The 22,890-nt window shown below is 63.1% G+C and carries 24 protein-coding genes and 1 riboswitch; of the genes, 8 read left to right on the plus strand and 16 right to left on the minus strand.

Going from position 1 to position 22,890, the window contains the following annotated elements; translation table 11 throughout:
• Positions 1-12 precede the first annotated feature (12 nt).
• A complete protein-coding gene (locus ACP7B7_RS04605; protein ID WP_308925468.1) occupies positions 13-459 on the minus strand; it encodes a hypothetical protein in 447 nt (148 codons plus the stop codon).
• Entirely contained in the window at positions 456-1,082 is a 627-nt protein-coding gene (locus tag ACP7B7_RS04610) for a TetR/AcrR family transcriptional regulator (RefSeq protein ID WP_308925469.1), read from the minus strand. The genes ACP7B7_RS04605 and ACP7B7_RS04610 overlap by 4 nt, the downstream gene beginning before the upstream one ends.
• A gap of 72 nt (positions 1,083-1,154) precedes the next feature.
• On the opposite strand from ACP7B7_RS04610, the gene ACP7B7_RS04615 reads away from it, so the two are divergent.
• The 3 genes from ACP7B7_RS04615 to ACP7B7_RS04625 all read left to right on the plus strand — a co-directional run bounded on the left by ACP7B7_RS04615 (position 1,155) and on the right by ACP7B7_RS04625 (position 2,906).
• The gene (locus tag ACP7B7_RS04615; protein ID WP_308925470.1) at positions 1,155-1,673 is read left to right on the plus strand and encodes a DUF2867 domain-containing protein; all 519 of its coding nucleotides are present in this window, start codon (positions 1,155-1,157) and stop codon (positions 1,671-1,673) included.
• Positions 1,674-1,764: 91 nt separating this feature from the next.
• On the plus strand, positions 1,765-2,376 hold the full coding sequence (gene pnuC / locus ACP7B7_RS04620) for a nicotinamide riboside transporter PnuC (protein WP_426075897.1): 612 nt from the start codon (positions 1,765-1,767) through the stop codon (positions 2,374-2,376).
• A complete protein-coding gene (locus ACP7B7_RS04625) occupies positions 2,373-2,906 on the plus strand; it encodes an AAA family ATPase (protein WP_426075898.1) in 534 nt (177 codons plus the stop codon). Before pnuC ends, ACP7B7_RS04625 begins: the two co-directional genes overlap by 4 nt.
• Here the strand turns inward: ACP7B7_RS04625 and ACP7B7_RS04630 are convergent.
• Complete coding sequence (locus tag ACP7B7_RS04630) at positions 2,903-5,062, minus strand: TonB-dependent siderophore receptor (protein ID WP_426075899.1); 2,160 nt, start codon at positions 5,060-5,062, stop codon at positions 2,903-2,905. The two genes, ACP7B7_RS04625 and ACP7B7_RS04630, sit on opposite strands and share 4 nt — an antisense overlap.
• A gap of 86 nt (positions 5,063-5,148) precedes the next feature.
• Positions 5,149-5,246, minus strand: a riboswitch (TPP riboswitch).
• A gap of 55 nt (positions 5,247-5,301) precedes the next feature.
• Positions 5,302-6,459 carry an iron-containing alcohol dehydrogenase gene (locus ACP7B7_RS04635; protein WP_426075900.1) on the minus strand — a complete coding sequence of 386 codons (1,158 nt, stop codon included), beginning with the start codon at positions 6,457-6,459 and terminating at the stop codon, positions 5,302-5,304.
• A 144-nt stretch (positions 6,460-6,603) separates the two neighbouring features.
• On the opposite strand from ACP7B7_RS04635, the gene ACP7B7_RS04640 reads away from it, so the two are divergent.
• Both ACP7B7_RS04640 and ACP7B7_RS04645 read left to right on the plus strand, forming a co-directional pair.
• Positions 6,604-6,909: a hypothetical protein gene (locus tag ACP7B7_RS04640; RefSeq protein WP_426075901.1), complete on the plus strand. Its 306-nt coding sequence runs from the start codon at positions 6,604-6,606 to the stop codon at positions 6,907-6,909.
• 89 nt (positions 6,910-6,998) lie between these two features.
• Positions 6,999-7,475, plus strand: a complete 477-nt coding sequence (locus ACP7B7_RS04645; RefSeq protein WP_308925476.1) for an Imm26 family immunity protein — start codon at positions 6,999-7,001, stop codon at positions 7,473-7,475.
• Here ACP7B7_RS04645 and ACP7B7_RS04650 read toward each other — a convergent pair.
• Both ACP7B7_RS04650 and ompR read right to left on the minus strand, forming a co-directional pair.
• Positions 7,456-8,811 carry a sensor histidine kinase gene (locus ACP7B7_RS04650; RefSeq protein ID WP_308925477.1) on the minus strand — a complete coding sequence of 452 codons (1,356 nt, stop codon included), beginning with the start codon at positions 8,809-8,811 and terminating at the stop codon, positions 7,456-7,458. The genes ACP7B7_RS04645 and ACP7B7_RS04650 overlap by 20 nt on opposite strands.
• Before the next feature lie 16 nt (positions 8,812-8,827).
• A complete protein-coding gene (ompR, locus tag ACP7B7_RS04655) occupies positions 8,828-9,529 on the minus strand; it encodes a two-component system response regulator OmpR (RefSeq protein ID WP_232730910.1) in 702 nt (233 codons plus the stop codon).
• Between the two features lie 264 nt (positions 9,530-9,793).
• Here ompR and ACP7B7_RS04660 point away from each other — a divergent pair, with 264 nt between their 5' ends.
• A complete protein-coding gene (locus ACP7B7_RS04660; protein WP_426075902.1) occupies positions 9,794-10,180 on the plus strand; it encodes a hypothetical protein in 387 nt (128 codons plus the stop codon).
• 147 nt (positions 10,181-10,327) lie between these two features.
• Complete coding sequence (locus ACP7B7_RS04665; RefSeq protein WP_426075903.1) at positions 10,328-12,199, plus strand: flagellar assembly protein A; 1,872 nt, start codon at positions 10,328-10,330, stop codon at positions 12,197-12,199.
• Here ACP7B7_RS04665 and arfB read toward each other — a convergent pair.
• Positions 12,196-12,594, minus strand: coding sequence for an alternative ribosome rescue aminoacyl-tRNA hydrolase ArfB (gene arfB / locus ACP7B7_RS04670; RefSeq protein WP_308925480.1), 399 nt, complete (start codon positions 12,592-12,594; stop codon positions 12,196-12,198). The genes ACP7B7_RS04665 and arfB overlap by 4 nt on opposite strands.
• A 174-nt stretch (positions 12,595-12,768) precedes the next feature.
• Here arfB and ACP7B7_RS04675 point away from each other — a divergent pair, with 174 nt between their 5' ends.
• Entirely contained in the window at positions 12,769-13,242 is a 474-nt protein-coding gene (locus tag ACP7B7_RS04675; RefSeq protein WP_426075904.1) for a chemotaxis protein CheW, read from the plus strand.
• Between the two features lie 44 nt (positions 13,243-13,286).
• Here the strand turns inward: ACP7B7_RS04675 and ACP7B7_RS04680 are convergent, their stop codons facing one another.
• From ACP7B7_RS04680 to dapC, 9 genes are all read right to left on the minus strand, one after another.
• Positions 13,287-15,278 carry an ATP-binding cassette domain-containing protein gene (locus tag ACP7B7_RS04680; RefSeq protein WP_426075905.1) on the minus strand — a complete coding sequence of 664 codons (1,992 nt, stop codon included), beginning with the start codon at positions 15,276-15,278 and terminating at the stop codon, positions 13,287-13,289.
• Between the two features lie 103 nt (positions 15,279-15,381).
• Positions 15,382-16,272 carry a 50S ribosomal protein L3 N(5)-glutamine methyltransferase gene (gene prmB / locus ACP7B7_RS04685; RefSeq protein WP_426075906.1) on the minus strand — a complete coding sequence of 297 codons (891 nt, stop codon included), beginning with the start codon at positions 16,270-16,272 and terminating at the stop codon, positions 15,382-15,384.
• Positions 16,273-16,326: 54 nt separating this feature from the next.
• Positions 16,327-17,463, minus strand: coding sequence for a succinyl-diaminopimelate desuccinylase (gene dapE, locus ACP7B7_RS04690; protein WP_308925484.1), 1,137 nt, complete (start codon positions 17,461-17,463; stop codon positions 16,327-16,329).
• Positions 17,464-17,466: 3 nt separating this feature from the next.
• Positions 17,467-17,820 (minus strand): ArsC family reductase, encoded by a 354-nt coding sequence (locus tag ACP7B7_RS04695; RefSeq protein WP_426075907.1) that lies wholly within the window; start codon positions 17,818-17,820, stop codon positions 17,467-17,469.
• A 133-nt stretch (positions 17,821-17,953) separates the two neighbouring features.
• The gene (locus ACP7B7_RS04700; RefSeq protein WP_426075908.1) at positions 17,954-18,346 is read right to left on the minus strand and encodes an RES family NAD+ phosphorylase; all 393 of its coding nucleotides are present in this window, start codon (positions 18,344-18,346) and stop codon (positions 17,954-17,956) included.
• 15 nt (positions 18,347-18,361) lie between these two features.
• A complete protein-coding gene (locus tag ACP7B7_RS04705; RefSeq protein WP_426075909.1) occupies positions 18,362-19,060 on the minus strand; it encodes a hypothetical protein in 699 nt (232 codons plus the stop codon).
• 97 nt (positions 19,061-19,157) lie between these two features.
• Complete coding sequence (locus ACP7B7_RS04710) at positions 19,158-20,705, minus strand: FAD-dependent monooxygenase (RefSeq protein WP_426075910.1); 1,548 nt, start codon at positions 20,703-20,705, stop codon at positions 19,158-19,160.
• Between the two features lie 113 nt (positions 20,706-20,818).
• A complete protein-coding gene (dapD, locus tag ACP7B7_RS04715) occupies positions 20,819-21,646 on the minus strand; it encodes a 2,3,4,5-tetrahydropyridine-2,6-dicarboxylate N-succinyltransferase (protein ID WP_308925487.1) in 828 nt (275 codons plus the stop codon).
• A 13-nt stretch (positions 21,647-21,659) separates the two neighbouring features.
• Positions 21,660-22,889 (minus strand): succinyldiaminopimelate transaminase, encoded by a 1,230-nt coding sequence (gene dapC, locus ACP7B7_RS04720; RefSeq protein WP_308925488.1) that lies wholly within the window; start codon positions 22,887-22,889, stop codon positions 21,660-21,662.
• Between the last annotated feature and the right edge of the window lies 1 nt (position 22,890).

Below are 22,890 nucleotides of genomic sequence, written 5' to 3' on the forward strand. Positions count from 1 at the left end.
TGTCAGGCAAGTTCAGTACACCATCAAAGTGCCGTCGGCCAGTCGCCCGCAGGGCCAGTAACCGTCGCGGTAGAGTTGCAGCGCATCGCACCAGAAGCCTTGCCGCTGTGCCAGCATTTCAAGGCTGGCCATGCGCACGCAATACAGGGCCGCGCCGATGGCCGCAGGCGTGTAGTCGTGCGCGCCCACACTGATCAGGCGTTCCGGCACCGAACGCAGGGAATGCAGCGCCAGCTTGTAGTTCGCCATCGTCTCCTGCAGATAAGGAATGCCTGCCTGTTTCAGCATCGTCAGCAGCACTTCGCCATGGATAGGATCGCGCTGGTCGCGCGAGGTAGGCAGCCACGCCATGCGGGCGCTGTTCCAGGCGTGCAGGCCGGGCAGGGCGATCTGGCCTGCCCGGGCTTGAAAGGTGCCAAGCGCGCTGAACCACGCAATAGTATCGAGCGCCTCCATCATGGCTGGCGCTCCTGCTGCAGCAACGCCTCCACCGGCAACTGGAAAAAGCGCGGCACCAGCGCCGGCGACAGTTCCTTGCCGCCATCGATCATGTCCAGGCGGCCGCTGAGCAGCAGCATCACGTAACCATGGCCCAGCGACCAGCCGGCGCTGGCGGCGGCGCGTTCCCAGCGCGAGTCGACGCCGGCTTCGCGCACGGCCGCGCCGGCTGTTTGCAGCACATAGGCAAAGCAGGCGTGCGCCGCTTCCAGCAGGACCGGGAACTGGCGCACGTCCTGGTGCTCGAACATCAGCCGGTAGTGGGCCGGCGCATTCAATGCAAATTCGATGTATTGCTGCCCCAGCAGCTGAAAGCGCTCGGCCGCCGGCAGGCTGCCTTCCGGCGGCAATTCCTGGTCCCATTTGCGGCGCAGCGCGGCAAAGCCGGCGGCGGCCACCTCGGCCAGCAGCGCTTCCTTGCTGGCAAAGTGGCGGTAGACGGCGGCGATCGACACGCCCACCGCGCGCGCCAGTTCGCGCAGCGAGATCGCCGCATCGCTCTGCTGCGCCAGCTGGGCGATGGTGGCCGCGATCAAGCTCTCGCGCAGGTTGCCATGATGGTAGTTGCTGCTGGCTGTGGTCATAAGTTATCGCTGTTTACATTAAATTATTTATGTGTATCATAGCCATGTTATCACCGAAAACATGAGGCCGCTATGCAAGCAATCACACTCAAGGCGCGCAAGACAGGCTTGCCGCCGCAAGCGGCGATCGCGCCGCTGTATCCGGGCAGCGACCTGGCCGACGCGTATGTTGTTGCCTTGCCGAACGCGCAAGCGGCCGGCATGGACATGGAAAGCCTGGCCAAGGCGCTGTTTGGCAGCCAGCCGGGGTGGGCGCAGAAGCTGATGGTGCTGCGCGACGCCATCGTGGCGCGCTTCGGCATCAAGACGGCCGCGCAGCTGACGAATGGCGGCGGCGGGCGGGTCGGCATCTTCCGCATCTACGCCGTGACCGCCAACGAGATTATTGTCGGCGAGGATGACAGCCACCTGGACTTCCGCCTGTCGATGCTGCGCAGCCCGCATGGCGGCGCGCATGGCAGCCTGACCCTGGCCAGCGCCGTGCACTGCCATAACTGGCTGGGGCGGGTCTACATTATGGTGATACGGCCGTTCCACAAGCTGATCGTACGGTACACTTTGAGCCGGGCGGCACGCAGCGGTTTCCAATAAGTCCGCCTGGAATAGGGGGACTCGGGGTGGGGATTCTTGCTTATTCAAGCCTGGTATTGCATACTGCACCACCAGCCTCATCCCCATTCTCATGAACGATACGCTTCTCCTGCTGGGTTTTGCCACCACGCCGCTCGAACTGATTTCCTTTGTCCTGGCACTGACAACCGTCGCACTGAACATTCGGCAGAACCACTGGGCCTGGCTGTTTGCGATCATCTCCTCGGCCGCCTACGGTTTCGTGTTTTTCGAGTCGCGCCTGTATGGCGACATGGCGCTGCAGCTGTTGTTTATCGCCATCTCCGCCTGGGGCTGGTATCAATGGCTGCATCCGGCAAGCGGCGCGCCCGCCTTGCCCGTCACCTGGCTCACGCCGCGCGGCTGGCTGGGCAGCTGCTGCGCCTGGCTGATCGGTTTCCTGCTGATTTCCTGGCTGCTCACCTCCACCGACACCGACGTGCCGCACGCGGACGGTTTCCTGACGGCCGGCAGCCTGCTGGGTCAGCTGCTGCTGTCGCGCAAGAAAATCGAAAACTGGATCGTCTGGATCGTGGTCGATATCCTGTACGTGGGCCTGTACGTTTACAAGGACCTGACCCTGACCGCCATCCTGTATGCCGTGTTCGTGGTGATGGCCACCATCGGCCTGCTGGCCTGGAAAAAAGCGGCGCCGGCCGCACCCGACGCGATGGTCCTCAAATGACGCATGCGCTGTTGCGGGTCGCCATCCTCGGGGCGGAATCGTCGGGAAAATCCACGCTGGCCGCCGCCTTGGCCGAACGCCATGGCACCGTGTGGGTGCCGGAATATCTGCGTGAATTTGTCGAAACGCGGGGCAGGGTGCCGGTGGCTGACGATCAATTTTTCATTGCCGGCACACAGGTCGCGCGCGAACGCGAGGCCAGCGCATCGGCACGCGGCGTGCTGATCTGCGATACCACACCCCTGATGACGGTGCTGTACAGCCGCCATTATTTTGGCGGTGAAGATGCCCAGCTTGCCGCCCTGGCCGCCGGCACGCAGTACGACCTGACCCTGGTGACGGCGCCCGATACGCCATGGGTGGCGGACGGCCTGCAGCGCGAATCGGAAGCCGTGCGCCAGCTGATCTACCGGCAATTGCTCGATGAGCTGGCAACGCGCCGGATTCCCCATCATATCCTGCACGGCCAGCTGGAGCAGCGCATGGAACAAGCCTTGCCGCTGCTCGATCAGCTGCTTTCAACCGCTTAGAAGTCGAACTGCGCCGACACCTTGACCGTGCGGCTGGCGCCCGGGAACAGATAGCCGTCGGATTCCGGCGTCACATCGCGCCAGTAGAACTTGTCGAACACGTTGTTGACGGTGGCACGCAGCACGGCCTGCTTGCCGGCCAGGCGCAGCGCATAGGCGGCGCCCAGGCTGGCCACGTGGTACGACGGCACAAAGGTGTTGTTGTTGAATTCAAACGCCTTTTTGCCCGAATACTCCCAGCTGCCGTTGACGGACAGACCCGCCACTTGCGGCACGCGGTAGTCGAGGTTGACGGCACTCTTGAAGGCCGGCACGTTCGGCACGCGCTTGCCGTCCAGCGAGGCTTCGCCGGTGCTTGACTGCTGGCTGTTCAGTGCGGTGACCGAGACGCCGATGTTCAGGTCGGCGCTGGCCTTGCCTTGCGCCGACAGTTCCAGCCCGCGGTGCTGGGCCTGGCCGGCGCGCACGAAGTAATTATTGGCGTTCTGGAATTCCAGGCCCTTGCGGATCTGGAACAGGCTGGCGGCCAGCATCAGCTCCGGCGTGATATCGGCCTTGACGCCGAACTCGATCTGCTTCGAGCGGCTAGGCGACAATTCTTCATTCGCATTGGCGGCCTTGCGGTCGGCCGTGCCGCCGTGTTCCATGCCCTGCGAATACGCGCCATACACGGCCACGTTATCGAGCGGGTTGTACACCAGGGCCAGGTTCGGCAGTAAAAAGGCGTGCTTGGCGCGCACTTCGGCCACACTCGGGTCGGCCTTCAGCACATATTGAAAACCGTCGACATCGATATGGCGCAGGCCCGCATGCAGCTTCCAGTTGCTTGATACGTTGATGATGTCCTGCACGAACACCGAGTTTTCCCTGTCATTGCGCGTCTGGCGCACGGGGCCTTGCACGCCGTTCGAGATGTCGACGATGACGGGATGGTAGATATTGCTGGTGCCGGCGTAATCATAGACATAGCGGCCGGCGCGGTCCTTGCGGCGGAAGGTGGCGACACCGGCCGTGAATTCATGGCGCAGGCTGCCGGTGGCGAATTTGCCCTGGATCATGGCTTGCGCGCTGAGCGGCTTCTTGGTTTCGCCCAGGCTGCGGTAGTCGTACACGTCGTAATCGCCATTGCCGCAGAAGCCAGGATACAGGTCCTGCGCGCTGCAGCCATACGGAAACGCCGTGTAGTCGTCGCGCTTGAACGAGTGCTGGTTGGCGCTGATGGTGGCGTGCCAGTTGTCGTCGAAGGCGTACTGGAAGCGCAGGCCGATATTGCTGGTGATGGTGTCGACCGGGCGCGTCCATGGCTGCAGGTTGAGCAGGGTGTCGGCACTGACGCCGGTCGGCAGGGTGGTGTTGTTCAGCAGCTGGAAGCCGGGGGCGGTGACCTGGGATTTGTCCTGGTAGTCGGCGTCCAGCTGCAGCAGTGCCTGCGGCGAAATTTGCCAGTCGAACGCGCCCGAGATGAACTTGCGGTTGCCGTCGGCGCCCTTGATGTAGGAACGCAGCCGTTCGGCGGCCACGTTGACGCGGTAGCCGAAACGCGTGTCTTCCAGGCGTCCGCCCAGGTCGACGGCGCCATACACGGTGCCGCGCTCGCGCGCTTCGACGGTGACGGTGCGCAATGGCGCATTGGTGGGGCGCTTGACGATAAAGTCGATCACGCCGCCTGGCGCCGCCATGCCGGCTTGCAGCCCTGCCAGGCCTTTCAGCACTTCGATGCGTTCCTTGTTTTCCAGCGGAATTTGCGTGTCGCCCGGAATCGCGATGCCGTCCTTGCGGTAGCTGGAATTGTTGTCGAGCTTGAAGCCGCGGATCGAGAACTGTTCGGCATAGCCGACCGCGTTGTAGGCGTCGTTGATGCTGGCGTCGAGACGCACGGCGTCGCTGGTATTGCGGATCTGCAGGTTCTGCATGGTCTGCTGCGAAATGACGGTGACGGCAGCTGGCGTTTGCAGCAGCGGCGCTTCGGAAAAGCCGCCGACGGCGGCGCGTTTCGCATTGGGTACCTTGCTGGCGGTAACGATCACTTCGGCCATGCTGGACGGGGTATCGACAGCATCGGTGGCATTGGCGGCGTCAAACGCAAAGGCGGGTACGGCAAACGCTTGCGCGATGGCCAGGGTCAAAACGGAGACAGACAGATTCGGTGTGGACATGATTGCTCGTGGTTCAAGCCGCTTCATCGAGAAGAGAACGGCAGGCTGCTTGTTCGGCTGGCGCCAACGCAGGAGCTATCAAAGGAGGGAGGTACTTTGCGCTTTCCTTCGCTGGCATTATCCAGATCAGGTACGAAGGGTATATCTCACCCGGATAACAGCTCCAGGACCCCTAGCGAATTGGTAGCTTAACATGAACCGCCGCCCGCTGTCTGCCAGGCTGGCGCTTTTACAACACTCTACAAGCTCAGTTCCAGCACCTTGCGGCTGACGGCCAGGGTCACTTCACCCTGTTCGCCGAGCGCCGTCATGCCGTGCGTTTCCAGTGCGGCAATCACCGCATCGACGCTGTCATGGCCGAGGCCATAGTCGGCCAGGCGCGTCTTGACGCCCATATGGCGGAAGAAATATTCGGTGCGCGCGATCGCCGTTTCGATGCGGCCGTCCTCGTCGCCGCCATCGAGTCCCCACACGCGGGCCGCGTATTGCAGCAGCTTGGTGCGCTTGGCCTGCTTGCGCACGCGCAGCATGCTGGGCAGGGTCACGGCCAGGGTTTGCGCATGGTCGAGTTCGTACAAGGCCGTCAGTTCATGGCCGATGGCGTGGGTCGACCAGTCCTGCGGCACGCCCACGCCGATCAGGCCGTTCAGCGCCAGGGTGGCGCACCACATCACGTTGGCGCGCACGTCGTAGTCGTCCGGATGCGACAGCGCCTTCGGGCCTTCCTCGATCAGGGTCAGCAAAATGCCTTCGGCAAAGCGGTCCTGCACCGAGGCGTTGACGGAGGCGGTCAGATACTGTTCCATCACATGCGCGAAGGCATCGACCACGCCGTTGCCGACCTGGCGCAGCGGCAAGGTAAAGGTCTTGCTCGGGTCGAGCACGGAAAACTTCGGATATACCTTGCGGCTCATGAACGAGCGCTTTTCCTGGGTGGCCTTGCGCGTGATGACGGCCGACCCATTCATTTCGGAACCGGTGGCGGGCAGGGTCAGCACGGTGCCGAAGGGCAGCGCCGCGTCGATGATCTTGCCGCCTTTTTCCAGGATGTCCCACGCTTCGCCGTCGCGCAGGGCGGCCGCCGCGATGAACTTGGTGCCGTCGACCACCGAGCCGCCGCCCACGCCGAGCAGGAAATCGATGCCTTCGCTTTTCACCAGGGCGACGGCCTGCATCAGGGTTTCATAGCTGGGGTTCGGTTCGATGCCGGCAAATTCGAGCACCGTGTGGCCGGCCAGCGCGGCGCGCACTTCATCGTAGACGCCGTTCTGCTTGATGCTGCCGCCGCCATAGGTCATCAGCACTTTTGCCTGCGGTGGTATCAGCTTGCCGATGGCGGCGATCTGGCCCTGGCCGAACAGGATTTGGGTGGGATTGTAGAAGTCGAAATTGAACATGGCTCTCCTGATACTGATGAGGTTCGAGGCCTGATTATGGACGATGATGGCCGCACGCGTGTTTGCCGCTTGAGATTTTCCGGCGCGCGGTGGAAAATGCAGCGCATATCGAGGCATGTCGCCCGCGCATACAAAGGAAACAGCATGTCCCATCTACCCCTGGAAGAATCCGGCTTGCCGGCCACCGCGCTGGACATGCACCGCGCCATCGGTGCCCTGGTCGCCGCGCTGCAGGCGCTGGACCTCCACAGCCAGCGTTTCGAGGCCTGCACCGACCCCGAACTGCGCCGCGTGCTGGCGCATGCGGGCGACACCAGCCGGCGCGAAGCGGCCATGCTGTTCGAGTGGATGCGCCGGCGCGATGCGCGGCTGGACAAGGAGCTGAAGGAGGCGCTGTTCAAGGCAGGACCGATCGTGGCGCAGTTCCACTACGACGAAAAAGTCGAATAGGCGAGTACGCGGCGCTGGCCTACCATGCGCCGCGGAAGTGAGGGCTCGCGTAGACTGTGTCCCGAATACGTTTTTGGGAGTTTACATTGATGAAGTCTTTACCATACCGCGAAGGCAGCTGGTTTGCCGTGCCCTTGCAGGGGGGAGGGCATGCGGTCGGCGTGGTGGCGCGCAGGGCGCCTGCCGGCCGCATCATGCTGGCGTATATGTTCGGCCCGAAACGCGACGCGCTGCCGCCGCTGGCCGAGCTGGAAACCCTGCGTCCCGAGCAGGCCGTACGCCGCTTGCGCACCGGTGACATGGCCCTGCTGAACGAGCGCTGGACCATGCTGGGCGACAGCGAACACTGGGACCGCGACGCCTGGCCCATGCCCTCGTTTATCCGCCGCAACGAATCCCTGCAGCGCGCCTGGCGCGCCACCTATGCCGACGCCGATCCCGCCAAGCTGGACCGCGAAGAATCCGTGCCCTTCGATACGCCGGGCCTGGAAAGCGATTCGCTGTACGGCTATGGTGCGACGGAATTGTTGATGAGCAAGCTGCTGGTCACGCCGCCGGCAAACTGATCTGGAACGCCAGCCCGCCGCCGCTGCGGTTGCGCACCTGCAGTTCGGCGCCGTGGCGCAGCAGCACGCGGTCAACGATGGCCAGGCCTAACCCGGCGCCGTTGGCCTGGCCGCGCGCCGTGTCGAGGCGCGTAAACGGTTTGAGCATTTGTTCGATCTTTTCCGCCGGCACGCCGGGGCCGTGGTCCTGCACGTCGATGATCACGCGGCGCGAAGCATTGCTGCCCTTGAGCTGGCAGGCGATATCGATTTCGGTGAACTCGCTGCCCTGCGTCTTGCCGTAGCGGCGCGCATTTTCGATCAGGTTGTTCAGCACGCGCCGCAAGTCGGTCGGGTTGCCCATCACGTGGGCGCCGTCGGCGATCGCGGTGGTGAGCTTGACGTCAGGCAGGCGCATCGCTTCGCGCGCCAGATCGCCCAGCAGGCCGCTCATGTCGACGTCGGTAAAGCTCGACGCTTCGGTCGGCTTGGCGTAGTCGAGGAACTGGCCGATGATGTCGTCCATCTGGCCGATATCGGACTGGATCCCTTCGCGCGCTTCGTCGGACAGGTTGGCCATTTCCACTTCCAGTTGCATGCGCGCCAGCGGCGTGCGCAAGTCGTGCGAGATGCCGGCCAGGATCACCGCGCGGTCCGATTCCACCTGCTGCAAGTCGTCGACCATCTGGTTGAAGCTGCGGTTGGCCTCGATGATTTCGATCGGGCCTTTTTCCGGCAGCGGCGCCGGTTGCTTGCCCTGCGCAATCGCGCGCGCGGCCACCGTCAGGCGCGACAGAGGCAAGTTGATCAGGCTGGAAATAATCGCTGCGCCCAGCAGCGAGAGCAGCGACACCAGGCTGGCCCAGCCCAGCCACTGGAAGCCCGTCAGGCCGCGCAGGCGTTCGCGGTCCAGCATCAGCCAGTATTCGTCGTCGTCGATCTTGAAGCTGACCCAGAAGCCGGCCACGCCGTTGACGCGCGCGGAAAAGCGCGTGTCGTGGCCCAGCTTGGCTTTCACCAGCGCCTCGATGTCGGGCATCAGGTAGTTGTCGGGCGGCGGATCGATGCGGTCGTCTTCCTCCAGCGGGAAGATGCGGATGCCTTCATTGCTGACCAGGTCGAACAGCAGCTCGCGGCGCAGCTCGGGCGCCGAGTGCGTCAGCGCCGCATGCGTGATGGTGACCACGGAAATGACCTGGGCGGAAATCTGCTGCGCCTGCGGTTCGCGCTGGATCACGGAAATCATGCCGATCCAGGAGATCATGCTGACGGTGGTCAAGGTGCCAAGCAGCAAAAACGTGCGCCAGAACAGGCCGCTTTTCAGCCGCGCCAGGCTGATATCGGGAACAAGTTTCATCTAGCCTCGCCAGCGATCAGCGCGGCTGTCCGTCCGGAATGAAAACGTAGCCCAGGCCCCACACGGTCTGGATGAAAAGCGGGCTCGACGGATCGGGTTCGATCAGTTTGCGCAGGCGCGAGATCTGCACGTCCAGGCTGCGGTCGAATACCTCGTATTCGCGCCCGCGGGCCAGTTCCATCAGCTTTTCACGCGACAGCGGCTGGCGTGCATGGCGTGCAAACACTTTCAGTACCGAGAATTCGCCGGTCGTCAGTGGCACGGTTTCGCCGCTCTTTTTCAAGGTGCGGGTGCCCAGGTCCAGCACGAAGTCGCCGAACTCGAAGGTTTGCGGCGTTTCCGATGGGGCGCCCGGAATTTCGTCGGGACCCTTGCGGCGCAATACGGCGCCGATGCGCGCCACCAGTTCGCGTGGATTGAATGGTTTCGGCAAGTAATCATCGGCGCCCATTTCCAGGCCGACGATGCGGTCCACGTCTTCGCCCTTGGCTGTCAGCATGATGATCGGCGTCTGGTCGCCGGCGCCGCGCAGGCGGCGGCAGATCGACAGGCCATCTTCGCCAGGCAGCATCAGGTCGAGCACCAGCAGGTCATAGCGTTCGCGCAGCCACAATTTGTTCATCGCGGTGGCGCTCTCGGCCGTGAAGACATTGAAGCCCTGTTCGGTCAGGTAGCGGCGCAGCAGGTCGCGCAAGCGGACATCGTCATCCACCACCATGATTTTCGCCTGGTGGCCATGGATGTTTTGCGTTGTTGTATTGCTGCCGGAAGTGGAGGTTGTGGTCATTTGGGGTGTCGTGTTATCGTCCATTAGTTGCTATAGTAACGCTTGGCGCAGCATGAGCAAGCGGCTGGCGCGACCCATTACATACTGTTACAAACTTTACCCAATTACTCTTACTGCACCGTGTAAAGCATCATACACTGGGGCCACAGTGGAATTCAGCTTTATGTTTATACGGCATTGCGGAAGAGGAACTCAATGAATATCGTCAGCCAAAAAATTCACACCGCTCCCAGCGCATCTTCGTCCGCACCTGCCGTGCATGTGCTGTCTTCGTTCGTCCTGTGCGCCGTACTGGCCTGTGGCGTGGCCCAGGCACAGTCGCAGCAGCCACCGCGCCGTGACGACCAGCAGCAACTGCAATCGCAGCGCTTCGAACAGCCGCAGCGCAGCAATGATAACCGTAACCGCGAACAACGTGACGCACGCAGTTTCGATACGCGCGTGGAAGAGCAGCGCCGTAGTGGCGACGGCGCCGATGCCGCGCGCCGCACCGGCCGCATGACCCCCGATGAACGCCGCGACCTGCGCCGCCAGATCAACGAAGTCGGCCAGGATATCTATTCCAATCCACCGCGCCGCTAAGCCCGGCGGGCGCTGCCTGCGGCCTGCCGCGGCCACGGATTGCGCCTGAATTTTTTTGTGTTTCCCCGCCTCGCCCGGCACGCACGCCGGGCTTCCCCGTGATATTGTTCCAGTGCAACGTGATCAGTTTCGCTATTGGGGGATGCAGTGAGCAATGAAGAGACACCGGTGCCTGGCGCCAACCAGGCTGGCGGCCTTGCGCCAGGCCTGTTGCAGCGCAAGGAAGGCGTGTTTTTTGACCTGTCGCTGACACCGGAACAGCTGCACTCGGCCGTCAACCAGCTATTCCAGTCCGGCATGCTGCTCGTTGGCATCGACTATCCTCTTTTCCTGATGACCTTGTACCACGCACCGGCGCCGCGCATGGCACCCAAGGGGGAAGCCGTGGTGCGTATCGCCGCCAGCGTGGCGCCATTTTCGCCGCTGCGGCGCGAGCTGTACGAACATATCAAGGTCGGCGCCGAGGTGGCCGATTGCTATTTCGAAACCGTGCCGTCGAGCGAGGACAGCCGGGTGCCGGTGGCGCGCGATTTCGACGAGATGGTTGCCGCGCTGTGGGCCAAGGGCGTCTACTACGGCATCGACAGCGGCGTCGTGCGCGCCATGATCGCCTCCGGCAAGGCCGAGCGCATCACCGTGGCGCGCGCCTTGCCGCCCCAGCCGGGGCGCGATGCGCAACTGGTGGAGGTATCGCAAGGCATCCACCGCAACGACGCGCCGCGCGAGCGCTCGAACGGCCGGCTCGACCTGCTCAGTTTCAAGAACCGTTTCCCGCAAGTCAAGAAGCATGCGCGCCTGCTGTACAAGCTGCCGTCCTTCCCCGGCCTGCCCGGCCACGCGCTTGATGGCGCCGTCCTGCCGCCGCCGCCACCGCTGGAAGTCGAGCTGGCCACGGTGGCGGGCGAGGGGACCTTGGTCGAACGCTACAGCGACGGCGAGTTCCTGGTGGCCGCGATGGAAGGCTATCTGAATATCGATGAGCAGGGCAAGATTTCCATCGGTAACAAGATCGTCAGCCGCGAAGGGGTCAGCAGCCGCACCACGGGCAATTTGAAGCTGCGCGCCGCCTACGAAGAGTATGGCGAAGTGCAGGAGCAGCGCCAGCTCGACGGCAGCGACATCACCATCCACGGCCATGTATATGGCCGCCTGCATTCGCAGGGCGGCACCATTTTGCTGCATAGCAACCTGGTCGGCGGCACGGCGGTCAGCGAGCAGGGCGATATCCGCGTCGATGGCGTGGCGTCCGGCGCCGTGATCCAGACGCGCAATGGCGAAGTGCGGCTGCAGCGCGCCGAAAGCTGCGTCATTTCCGGTACCCGCGTGGTGATCGAGCATGCCAGCAATTGCGACATCATCGCCGATGAGGTTGTCATCGAGATGGCGCTTGGCTGCGCGGTGGCGGCGCGCACCATCCACGTCGGCAGCGCCGGGTCGCGCAAGCAGATCGAAATGCGCGCTTTTCCGCTGGTGCCGGACTTGTCCCTGCTGGAACAGAAAATCGCCGACAGCGTCGCCCGCGCGGCGCAGTATGGTCAAATGCAGCGCAAGCGCCAGCAGGAAATCGACGCCATCGCGCAATTGCCCGAAGTGCGCAGCTACCTGACCCTGGCCGGCCAGTTGCGGCGTGGCGAACTGGTGTTGCAGCCAGCCCAGCAGGCGCCATACGACAAACTGGCGGCCCGCATCGCGCCCGTGCTCAAGGAAGTGGCGCGGCTGAGGGTGGAAGTGAAACAGTCGGAAATCCTGCAGGCGCAGATGCTGGCGCTGGCCGACGAAGGCCGCTCGCAGCGCGCCGCGACGGCCGGCCAGTCGCGCTGCGTGCTGGGCCTGGTCGACGGCGACACCATCGTGCGTTCGATGGTGGTGCCGCCCGGACAAGCCAGGGTGTATGACCTGGGGCCGAAGGAAATCAAGGCCCTGCTGCACAGCGCCGTGCCCGTCACGCAGATGGTGTTTGCCGACAGTAGCGGCAGCCTGGACTGGACCTACAGTCCGCCAGCACTCGATACCATTTAATCCGTCACCTTGCCGCGCGACTGCTTGAGGGCGCTGTGCGTGCTCTTGCTGTCCAGGCGCCGCCGCTGCGAGCCGCGCGTGGGCTTGGTGGCGCGCCGCACGGCCGGCAGGAAGGTCACGCTGTCGATGATTTCCTGCAGCCGGCGCAAGGCTTCTTCCTTGTTCTGTTCCTGGCTGCGCGATTGCTGCGCCTTCAACACCAGCACGCCGTCCTTGCTGATGCGGCTGTCGCGCAAGGCCAGCAGACGCTCCTTGTATGCGTCCGGCAGCGACGAGGCGGCGATGGCAAAGCGCAAATGGATGGCGCTTGAGACCTTGTTGACGTTTTGCCCGCCCGGCCCCTGGGCGCGGATGGCGGACAATTCGACTTCGTCGGGATTGATAAGGTGTTGCATGGCCAGCCTGCGGTGGAATAAGGCAGTCATTGTAAACCAGGCAGGGCGGCGGCGATGTGCCGGCGCAAACGATGATGATCTTGCTGGAAGTGTCCTACAAGCAATTTGATGTTCCACAACGCCGGCACAGGCAAGCTGGTTAGCATGAGGTTTCCGAATCTTGAAAGGACGCTCATGCAGCCCACGACGACGCCAGGTACCGCGGAAACGGCGGACTACCTGAGTTTTCGCCTCGGCGGACTCGATTACGGCCTGCCATGCAGCCGCGTGCGCGAATTGCGCCCGTTCAGGGAGCTGGACCGCTTTTCGTCGGACGGCGCGCTGCTGCACGGCGTGGCCGTCTCGCGCGGCATGATCATCCCCATCGTCGACATGCGCGCCGCCTTCGGCACGGCCAGGCAGGCGCCCGATCCGGCGCTCGAGGTGATCATCTTGCAACTGAGCAGCTGCGTGATGGGCATGCTGGTCGACGCCGTGACCGATGTCGTCAGCCTGTCCAGGGATGATATCCATCCGGTGCCGGGCCTCGGCGCGGCGGAAGCGGACTATCTGATCGGCGTGGCTTTGGCGCCGGGGCGGCGGTTGATCCTGATCGACATCGACCGGCTGATGGCGATCCGCACCAGCCAGCCGGTGCGGGCGGCGTAAAAAAAAGACGGCTTGCGCCGTCTTTCATGGGATGCTGTTGATGCTTAGCCCGCCAGCTTTTCCAGCTGATCCTGCAGATCGAGCCATTCCGCTTCCAGCTGCGCCAGGTCCTTGGTGAAGAAGGTCTGGTCGGCCAGCAGTTGCTTCAATTTCGCCTTGTTGGCGGCGTCATAGATGGTCGGCTCGCCCAGCTTGGCGTCGGTTTCCGCCTTTTGCGCATTGCGCTTGGCGATCTGCTCTTCCTGGCGCTTGATCTTGTTTTCGATCGGCTTGCGCAGGGCGGCCGTTTTCTGGCGGTCTTCCGCTTCCTTGCGCTTGTCGCGCACGGGCGCGGCAGGTGCGGCGGCAACTACTGGCGACACCACCGGGAAATCGGTCTTGTTGGCCTTGCCGGCCGCCGGCAGCACATCGGTACCCTTGCCCAGCTTGGTCTTGAACAGCCAGTCCTTGTAATCGTCCAGGTCGCCGTCGAACGGCTGTAGCTTGCCGTCGGCAACGATGATGAATTCGTCGGTGGTGGCGCGCAGCAGGTGGCGATCGTGCGATACCACCACCAGCGTGCCTTCGAACTGGGCCAGCGCTTCGGTCAGCGCTTCGCGTGTTTCCAGGTCCAAATGGTTGGTCGGTTCATCGAGCAGCAGCAAATTCGGCCGTTGCCAGACGATCAGCGCCAGCGCCAGGCGGGCTTTTTCGCCGCCCGAGAACGGCGCGATCGAGGCGGTGACCATATTGCCGGGGAAATTGAAGCCGCCGAGGAAGTTCCGCAGTTCCTGCTCGCGCGTGGTCGGCGCGATCTTCGACAAGTGCCACAGTGGCGATTCGTCATGGCGCAGCATTTCCACCTGGTGCTGGGCGAAGTAGCCGATGTTCAGGCCCTTGCCCATGGTGGCGTCTCCCGTCAACGGCGTCAGCTCGCCGGCGATGGTCTTGATCAGGGTCGATTTGCCGGCGCCGTTCTGGCCCAGCAAGCCGATGCGCTGGCCGATCTGCAGCGAAAACTTGATGCCATTGACGATGGTTTTATGCGTGATGTCGCCGGTCGCTTCATCTTCGATCTTGTAGCCCGCATCGACGTCTTCCATCACCAGCAGCGGATTCGGCGCGGAGAGCGGCTCGCGGAATTCGAACGAGAACTCGGCGGCGGCGCGCAATGGCGCCAGCTCTTCCATCTTGGCCAGCGCCTTCATGCGGCTCTGCGCCTGGCGAGCCTTGGAGGCTTGCGCCTTGAAGCGGTTCACGAACGACTCCAGGTGGGCGCGTTTGCGCTGCTGCTTTTCCAGCGCGCCGGCGGCCAGGATCATTTGCGCCGCGCGCTGGCGCTCGAAGCTCGAATAGTTGCCCGAATAGCGTTTCAGCTTGCGTTCGTCGATATGCACCACCACGTTCACCACTTCGTCGAGGAAGTCGCGATCGTGGGAGATGATCAGCAGGGTGCCGGCATAGCGTTTCAGCCAGTCTTCCAGCCAGATGATGGCGTCCAGATCCAGGTGATTGGTCGGTTCATCGAGCAGCAGCAGGTCGGACGGGCACATCAGCGCTTGCGCCAGGTTCAACCGCATGCGCCAGCCACCCGAGAAGCTGGCCACCGGCTGCTGCATCTGGTCCAGGGTAAAGCCCAGGCCCAGCAGCAATTGCTCGCCGCGCGACTGCACCGTATAGGCGTCGGCGTCGGCCAGTGCGCTGTACATATTGCCGATGGCGATGCCGTTCTCGGTGGTTTCCGGTTGGGATTCCAGGTACGCCAGTTCCGCTTCCAGTTTGCGCAAGGTGGCGTCGCCGTCGATCGCGTAATCGAGCGCGGCGCGGTCCAGCGGCGGGGTTTCCTGCGCCACGTAAGCCACGCGCCATTTGGCCGGGAAATCGATTTCGCCCTGGTCAGGGTGCAGCTCGCCGCGCATCATCGCGAACAGGCTCGATTTGCCCGCGCCATTGGCGCCGATCAGGCCGATCTTGTCGCCCGGGTTGAGGGTGACGTCGACTTGTTCGAGCAACGGTTTGATGCCGCGCATCAGGCTTACTTGTAGGAAACGTATCATTTTTTTCTTTGTGATTTAACCCAAGGGCGCACACCTGGGGTCGGACCCTGAGGGTCCGACCCCGGCCTTTGCTGGTGGGTTGAGTAGGTAATGCGTTAGTCAATCAAACCAGTTTCAATTGCTCAGCCGTCAGCAAAAACACCATGTCGTCGCCGGCACTCGTCGTCAGCCAGGTCAGGCCCAGTTCACCGAAGGCCGCTTCCGCGTATTCGCGCTCATTGCCGATCTCGATCATCAGAATGCCGTCGTCGGTCAGGCGCTCGGCCGCGCCGGCGATAATCTTGCGCACCAGGTCCATGCCGTCGCTGCCGCCATCCAGGGCGATCTGCGGCTCGGCCAGGTATTCCTGTGGCAGGCTGCGCATCGATTGCGAATTGACGTAAGGCGGGTTGCTGACGATCAGGTTGTATTTCTTGACTGGCACGTTGGCGTACAGGTCGGACTCGATCAGGTTGATGCGCGAGGCCAGTTTGTACGTGTCGACGTTGCGCTTGGCCACCGCCAGCGCGTCGGCCGAAATATCGACTGCATCGACCGTGGCGCTCGGGAAGGCGTCGGCCATCATGATCGACAGGCAACCGGAGCCGGTGCACAGTTCGAGGATGTTCTCCACCGATTCCGGTTCCGGCACCCATGGCGAAAAGTAGTCGGGGATCAGTTCGGCGATAAACGAACGCGGCACGATCACGCGCTCGTCGACATAGAAGTTATACGTGCCCAGCCACGCTTCGCGCGTGATGTAGGCGGCGGGCACGCGGTCGATGCTGCGGCGGTCGATCACGTTCATCACGGCGGCCACTTCCGATTGCAGCAGCTTGGCGTCCAGGAACGGTTCAAGCTTGTCGAGCGGCAGTTTCAGCGTGTGCAGGATCAGATAGGCCGCCTCGTCGAACGCCTCGGCGCTGCCATGACCGAAAAACAGCTTGGCGGTATTGAAACGGGTGGTGGCGTAGCGCAGCAGGTCGCGTGGCGTGGTAAACGGATTCGGGGTCATGGCATTCTCGAAAAGACGGTGTTCTGGCCCGCCTTGACGGGCCTCGGTAGTGAGTCAGGCGGGCAGCAAATGCTCCAGCGTGCGCCGGTAAATATTCTTCAGCGGATCGATGTGGCGCAGTTCGATGTGCTCGTCGATCTTGTGGATACTTGCATTGGGCGGCCCGAATTCTATCACTTGGGGGCAGATCTGCGCGATAAACCGGCCATCCGAGGTGCCGCCAGTGGTCGACAGTTCGGTGCTGATGCCGGTTTCTTCGAGGATCGCCTTTGACAAGGCATCGCTCAAGGTGCCGCGCGGCGTGAGGAAGGGCAGGCCGCTCAGGGTCCAGTCGATATGGTACTGAAAATCATGCTTGTCGAGGATGGCATGCACGCGCTGCCGCAAACCGTCGGCGGTGCTGGCGGTGGAAAAGCGGAAATTGAAGTCGATCACCATCGCGCCCGGAATCACATTGTTGGCGCCGGTGCCGGCATTGATGTTGGACATCTGCCACGAGGTGGGCAGGTAATACTCGTTGCCGTCGTCCCAGCGTTCGGCCACCAGGTCGGCGATCGCCTGCGCCGCCACGTGGATCGGGTTTTTCGCCAGTTGCGGGTAGGCGATATGGCCTTGCACACCCTTGACCGTCAGGCGGCCCGACAGCGAGCCGCGGCGGCCGTTCTTGATCATGTCGCCCAGCTGCGCGCTCGAGGTCGGTTCGCCCACCAGGCAATAATCGATCGTTTCGCCGCGCGCCTTCAATTGTTCGCAGACGATGACGGTGCCGTCCGTGGCCGGCCCTTCCTCGTCACTGGTGATCAAAAAGGCGATCGAGCCGGCATGGTCCGGCGTGGCGGCGATAAATTCCTCGCAGGCAACCACCATGGCCGCGATCGAGGTCTTCATGTCGGCCGCGCCGCGGCCATACAGCTTGCCGTCGCGATGAGTGGGAATGAAGGGCGCCGACGCCCACTGCTCGGCCGGGCCGGTCGGCACCACGTCGGTATGGCCGGCAAACACGAACACGGGCGAGGCCGTGCCGCGCCGCGCCCACAGGTTCGTCACCTCGTTCGAGATAATCGTTTCGCACACGAAGCCGAGCGGCGTGAGCAGGTCGATCAGGTGCTGCTGGCAGCCCTTGTCGTCAGGCGTGACCGACGACAGGGCGATCAGTTTTTCGGTCAGGGCGAGGGTTGTCGAGGCGGTCATGGCTCAGGCGGCAAAAAGAGTGGTGTACTGGGCATCGGAAAACGCCACGCTGAACTGGCCGTCGCGGTCCAGCACGGGGCGCTTGATGATGGACGGGTTTTCCAGCATCAGCTCAAGCGCACTGGCGGCGTCGACAATGCTCGCCTTGCGCTCGTCGGAAAGAGCGCGCCAGGTCGTGCCCTTCTTGTTGACCAGCACATCCCACGGCAATTGCGTCAGCCACTGCTCGACGGTGGCCCGTTCCAGGCCTTGCTTCTTGAAGTCGTGAAAGGTAAAGGCGTGCTGATGGCTATCGAGCCAGGTACGGGCTTTTTTGACGGTATCGCAGTTGGGGATGCCGTAGAGTGTGATGGTCATAGTGGGTCGGGCCAGGGGATGGACTGCGGATTGCTTGATCGCGATGCTTGCGCTTATGCAAGTTCGCGCGGTTGGCCGTCATTATACAGTCGTTGCGCGGCGATGCGGCGCTGCAACACGGTCCGCTGGCCGGTCAGGGAAAGGCGCAGCCGATACCGAGCAAGGTGGCGGCGTCGCCAAAGCCGGCATGTGTCGTCAGGGGCGTGGCCGATGCCATGCTCAGCTTGTGCGCGCAGCGGTCAAACAACACCAGTGCCTTTTCGTCGTTCTTGTGGCGCGACATGTACAGCAGGCCATCGACCTTGTCCGGGTGCGCATGGATGGCGGTCGACCAGGCTTTGGTGATGCGGTATGAGGATGTGCCGCTCAGTTCCGCATGGCCACCGAGTTGCCTCAGGGCCGTACCGGTCAGGTCGGCGATCAGCAAGACGTGGCCGGAGACCCGGTATAGCGTGGCGGGATCGTAGCGGCAGATAGTCAGCGCGGCTGGCAACTGCGGCATGCGTGGCAGGCGCAGGGTTGCCATTGGGGCGGCTCGGCTTTACTCGTCAGCGTAGGCGAGTGCCGCCGCCATCACCGCATCCACTTTACCCTTGGCAAGAGCGTCGAGTGGGGATTTCCCGCCCAGCGACAGGCGTTGCACGGTAAAAAAATCCCATTTTGCGGCCCCTGGCAAGCTGCCCAGGGCCTTGCTGACTTTTTCCAGCACCTGGCGGTCGTGGCGGGGATCGGCGAAAAAGGCGGGGTAGGCGTATTCACCGGACGGACCGCGCAAGGCAAACAGCCGCCTGGCCTTGAGGGCCGCGCTCAAGGCCTGGGGCGTCACTTGCAGTTTTTCACGCAACAAGGCGCCTGACAGCAGTTTTTTTGTCGCAACATCCAACTGGCGCTGCTGCCGTTCCTGTTCCGCCATGTCCGCCATAAATTGTTGCGTTGACACTTGATGCTGTACGGAAGGGGCAGCCAACTCCTGTTCCGCCACTCTATCGAGATCGCGCCGCATATACGCAATCAGTGCGGGCCTGTCGTCTTGCGCTACGGCATTGAGGAGGAAGGCATACGCTTCCTGGAAGGTTTCTTGCGCAATATTCATGGGCAAGGCTTCTGCATCCGGCGCGGCATACGATTGCAAGACCTCGGCCAGTTGCGCGGCGGATGCGCCATGGTTGGCGCTGGTGTCATCGGTAGCCAGCGGTTCGCCGCCAGCCTCCGGCTTGCGATGGGATTGATAAGTAACCATGATCCATCCTTGAAAGGTCAGATTTCACTATAGCCACCAAATCAAATAAATCAAACAATTCAAGCAAATTAGCCGCAGCCCTTTGATTTATCGCATCTTACACGGGCCGCGATATCATTTTGTCTACTTCCCGTACCGAAAAATCCAGTCCCAGCCGCAAGGCCAAGGCACGCATGGCGCCGCTCTCCTGCAGCTGCAGCGCCAGCGCGATATGGCCGTCCGGACGCACCAGGTAAGCACAGTCGCGGCCCAGGCCGGCCTGCCTGGCGGCCGCATTGAAGGTGTAGCAGTGTACGGGCAGTTTCAGGATGCGCGCTTCGTGCAGCAGCTCGGGCGCCGGCTCGCCGTAGATATGCAGCTGCCAGTCCATGCTGCGCAGGGCGATGAAATTGTCTTGCATGCCGTCAGATAGCCATGGCAGGCGGTCGCCGCCGCGCAGGTGCTCGGCGTGGCCGCCGGACAGGGCGCTGTCTTCATAGCGGACCTGGATTTGCGATACCGTCTTGAACAGCAGGCGGCGCGCGCGCTGGAAGCCGGACAGATAGGGCAGGGCATGCGGCACCAGCCAGCGGCGCAGCAGGCGCCCGGCCGCGCCTTGCGCGACAATGGCGCGGAACGCGCGGTCGGTGGTGGTCACCAGGCTGCGGGCAAAGCCGATGCGCTCGCTTTCGTAAGTATCAAGCAGGGCGTCGCCGGCCTGGCCATGCAGTTTTTTCGCCAGCTTCCAGGCCAGGTTGACGGCGTCGCCGAGGCCGGTATTCATGCCCTGGCCGCCGACCGGACTATGCACGTGGGCCGCATCGCCGAGCAAAAAGCAGCGGCGCCGGCGAAACTGTGCGGCAACGCGGTGGTGCACGCGGTAGGTGGAAAACCAGTTGACGAGGTTCACCCGGATGTTCAGCAAGTTTTCGACCTCGCCGCGCACGTCGTCAAACACCGGCGCGGGCGCGCCGTCCGGGCGGTCGGGCAGGATGCCGATCAGGCGCTGCATGCCGCTGGTGCGCACCGGCAGCATCAGCGCAAAGGCGTTGGCGCCCAGGTGCGCATGCAGGTCGATATTGCCGCCCGCCACCTCGGCGTCGGCCACGTAATAGCGGTGGTCATAGGTGCCGCCGGAAAACGCGATGCCGGCGACGTCACGCACGGTGCTGCGGGCGCCGTCGCAGCCGCACAGGTAGTCGAACACGCCATGCTGGGGTTGTCCGTTTTTGGTGAGCGTCGCCTGCACTTCGCTGTCGACCTGCACCCAGCTGTCGAGCGTGGTATTCCATTCGACTTCGACATGGGCCCGCGCCAGCTTGCCGATCAAAAACAATTCATGTTCATCTTGCGGCAGGCTCAGCACGAACGGGTAGGGGCTGAGCCCCGCGCCGATCTCCCCCAGCGGCAGGCTGGCCAGCTGCCTGCCTTCCTCGTGGATATGCATGGCCCCGATTTTAATGCCCAGTTGCACCAGCTCATCGGCAAAGCCCATCTGCTGGTAAAACTCCAGGGTGCGCGCATGCACGGCCATGGCCCGCGAAGCTTCGCCCGGGCCACTGTTTTTATCGATGATGCGAAACGCCACGCCATGGCGGGCCAGCCGCAAGGCAAGCATGAGGCCGGTCGGGCCGGCGCCGACGATCAGAACCTGGGAGGTGTTCATCCATCCAGTATAGGACAGGTTTGCGACGGCAGAGAGAAAACGCGCCGCAAAATGAAAATGTCCCGCACGGGGCGGGACATTCGGGCCGGCTCAAGCGCCTTGCGGCGCCGTTATCAGATACCGCGCAGCAACTCGTTGATGCCCGTTTTTGCACGGGTTTTGGCATCGACGCGCTTGACGATCACGGCGCAGTACAGCGAGTACTTGCCGTCTTCCGAAGGCAGGTTGCCCGAGACCACGACGGAACCGGCCGGCACGCGGCCGTAGGTCACTTCGCCGGTGGCGCGGTCGTAGATCTTGGTCGACTGGCCGATATACACGCCCATCGAGATGACCGAGTTTTCTTCGACGATCACGCCTTCGACGATTTCCGAACGGGCGCCGATAAAGCAGTTGTCTTCGATGATGGTCGGGTTCGCCTGCATCGGTTCCAGCACGCCGCCGATGCCGACGCCGCCGGACAGGTGGACGTTCTTGCCGATCTGCGCGCAGGAGCCGACGGTGGCCCAGGTGTCGACCATGGCGCCTTCATCGACGTAGGCGCCGATGTTGACGTAGGACGGCATCAGCACCACGTTCCTGGCGATGAAGGAGCCGCGGCGGGCAACAGCCGGTGGCACCACGCGGAAGCCGCCCTTGGCGAAGTCTTCGGCGGTGTAGTTGGCGAACTTGGTCGGGACCTTGTCGTAGAACTGCATGGTGCCGTCCGATGGCAGCACGACGTTGTCTTCCAGGCGGAACGACAGCAGCACGGCTTTCTTGACCCACTGGTTGACGACCCAGTCGCCGGTGGTTTTTTCGGCCACGCGGATGCTGCCGTTGTCCAGGCCATTGATGACGTGGCCGACGGCGTCGCGCAGTTCGGCGGCGCCGTTGCGTGGATTGATCTCGGCACGGTTTTCCCAGGCCTGGTCGATGATGTTTTGCAGTTGTTGGCTCATGATGATGTCTTGTCTAGTTGGTTGTTGCGGATGCGGAAAGCTGCTGGCAGAATTTTACTATGCGCCGGGCCGCTTCCAGCCCTTCGGCGGTTTCGGCCACCAGGGCCATGCGAATGCGGTTGCGGCCCGGATTGATGCCGTGCGCGTCGCGCGCGAGGTAACTGCCAGGCAATACCGTCACATTATATTCGGCGTACAGGCGCTGTGCGAACTCGGTGTCGCTCAGGCCGGTACGGCTGACGTCGGCCCACAAATAAAAGCCGGCGTCGGGCAGCTGCACGTCCATCACCGTCTGCAGCAGCGGGGTGATGGCGTCAAACTTGGCGCGGTACTTTGCGCGATTTTCCTCGACATGGGTTTCGTCGTTCCAGGCCGCGATGGAGGCCGCCTGCACGGAAGGGCTCATGGCGCCGCCGTGGTAGGTTCGGTAAAGCAGGAATTTTTTCAGGACTTCAGCGTCGCCGGCGACAAAACCCGAGCGCATGCCGGGCACGTTGGAGCGCTTCGACAGGCTGGAAAACACCACCAGCCGCGCATAGGGGCGCTCCACGGTGGACAGGCCCAGCATGTGCGCCGCCTGCAGCGCGCCCAGCGGCGCCGTGTCGCCATGGTAGATCTCGGAATAGCATTCGTCGGCGGCGATCACGAAGTCGTAGCGCTCGGACAGGGCGAACAGATGTTCCCAGTCGGTCAGGGTGAGCACGGCGCCGGTCGGGTTGCCCGGCGAACACAGGAACAGCAGCTTGACTTTTTCCCAGACGGACGCGGGCACGCTGTCGTAGTCGCAGCCGAAGTTGCGCGCCGGATCTGAATTGACGAAATACGGCTCGGCGCCGGCCAGGTAGGCCGCGCCTTCGTAGATCTGGTAGAACGGGTTCGGGCTGATCACCAGCGAGCCGGCGCTTGGATCGATCACGGTCTGCGCCAGCGCGAACAGCGCTTCGCGCGAGCCGTTGACGGGCAGGATCTGCGTGGCCGGGTTCAGCGCGGGAATGTCGTAGCGGCGCGCAAGCCAGCCGGCAATCGCGCCGCGCAACGCTTCCGAGCCGATGGTGGTCGGGTAGCTGGCCAGGCCCGCGATATTGTCGACCAGCGCCTGCTCGATAAAGCTTGGGGTCGGATGCTTCGGTTCGCCCATGCCCAGGCTGATGGGCGCGTAATCTGGGTTGACAGCAACGCCGGCAAACAGCTGGCGCAGCTTTTCAAAGGGATATGGTTGCAGTTTGGCAAGAAGTGGATTCACG

This window comes from Janthinobacterium sp. PSPC3-1 (assembly GCF_049896105.1).
GTDB lineage: Bacteria > Pseudomonadota > Gammaproteobacteria > Burkholderiales > Burkholderiaceae_D > Janthinobacterium.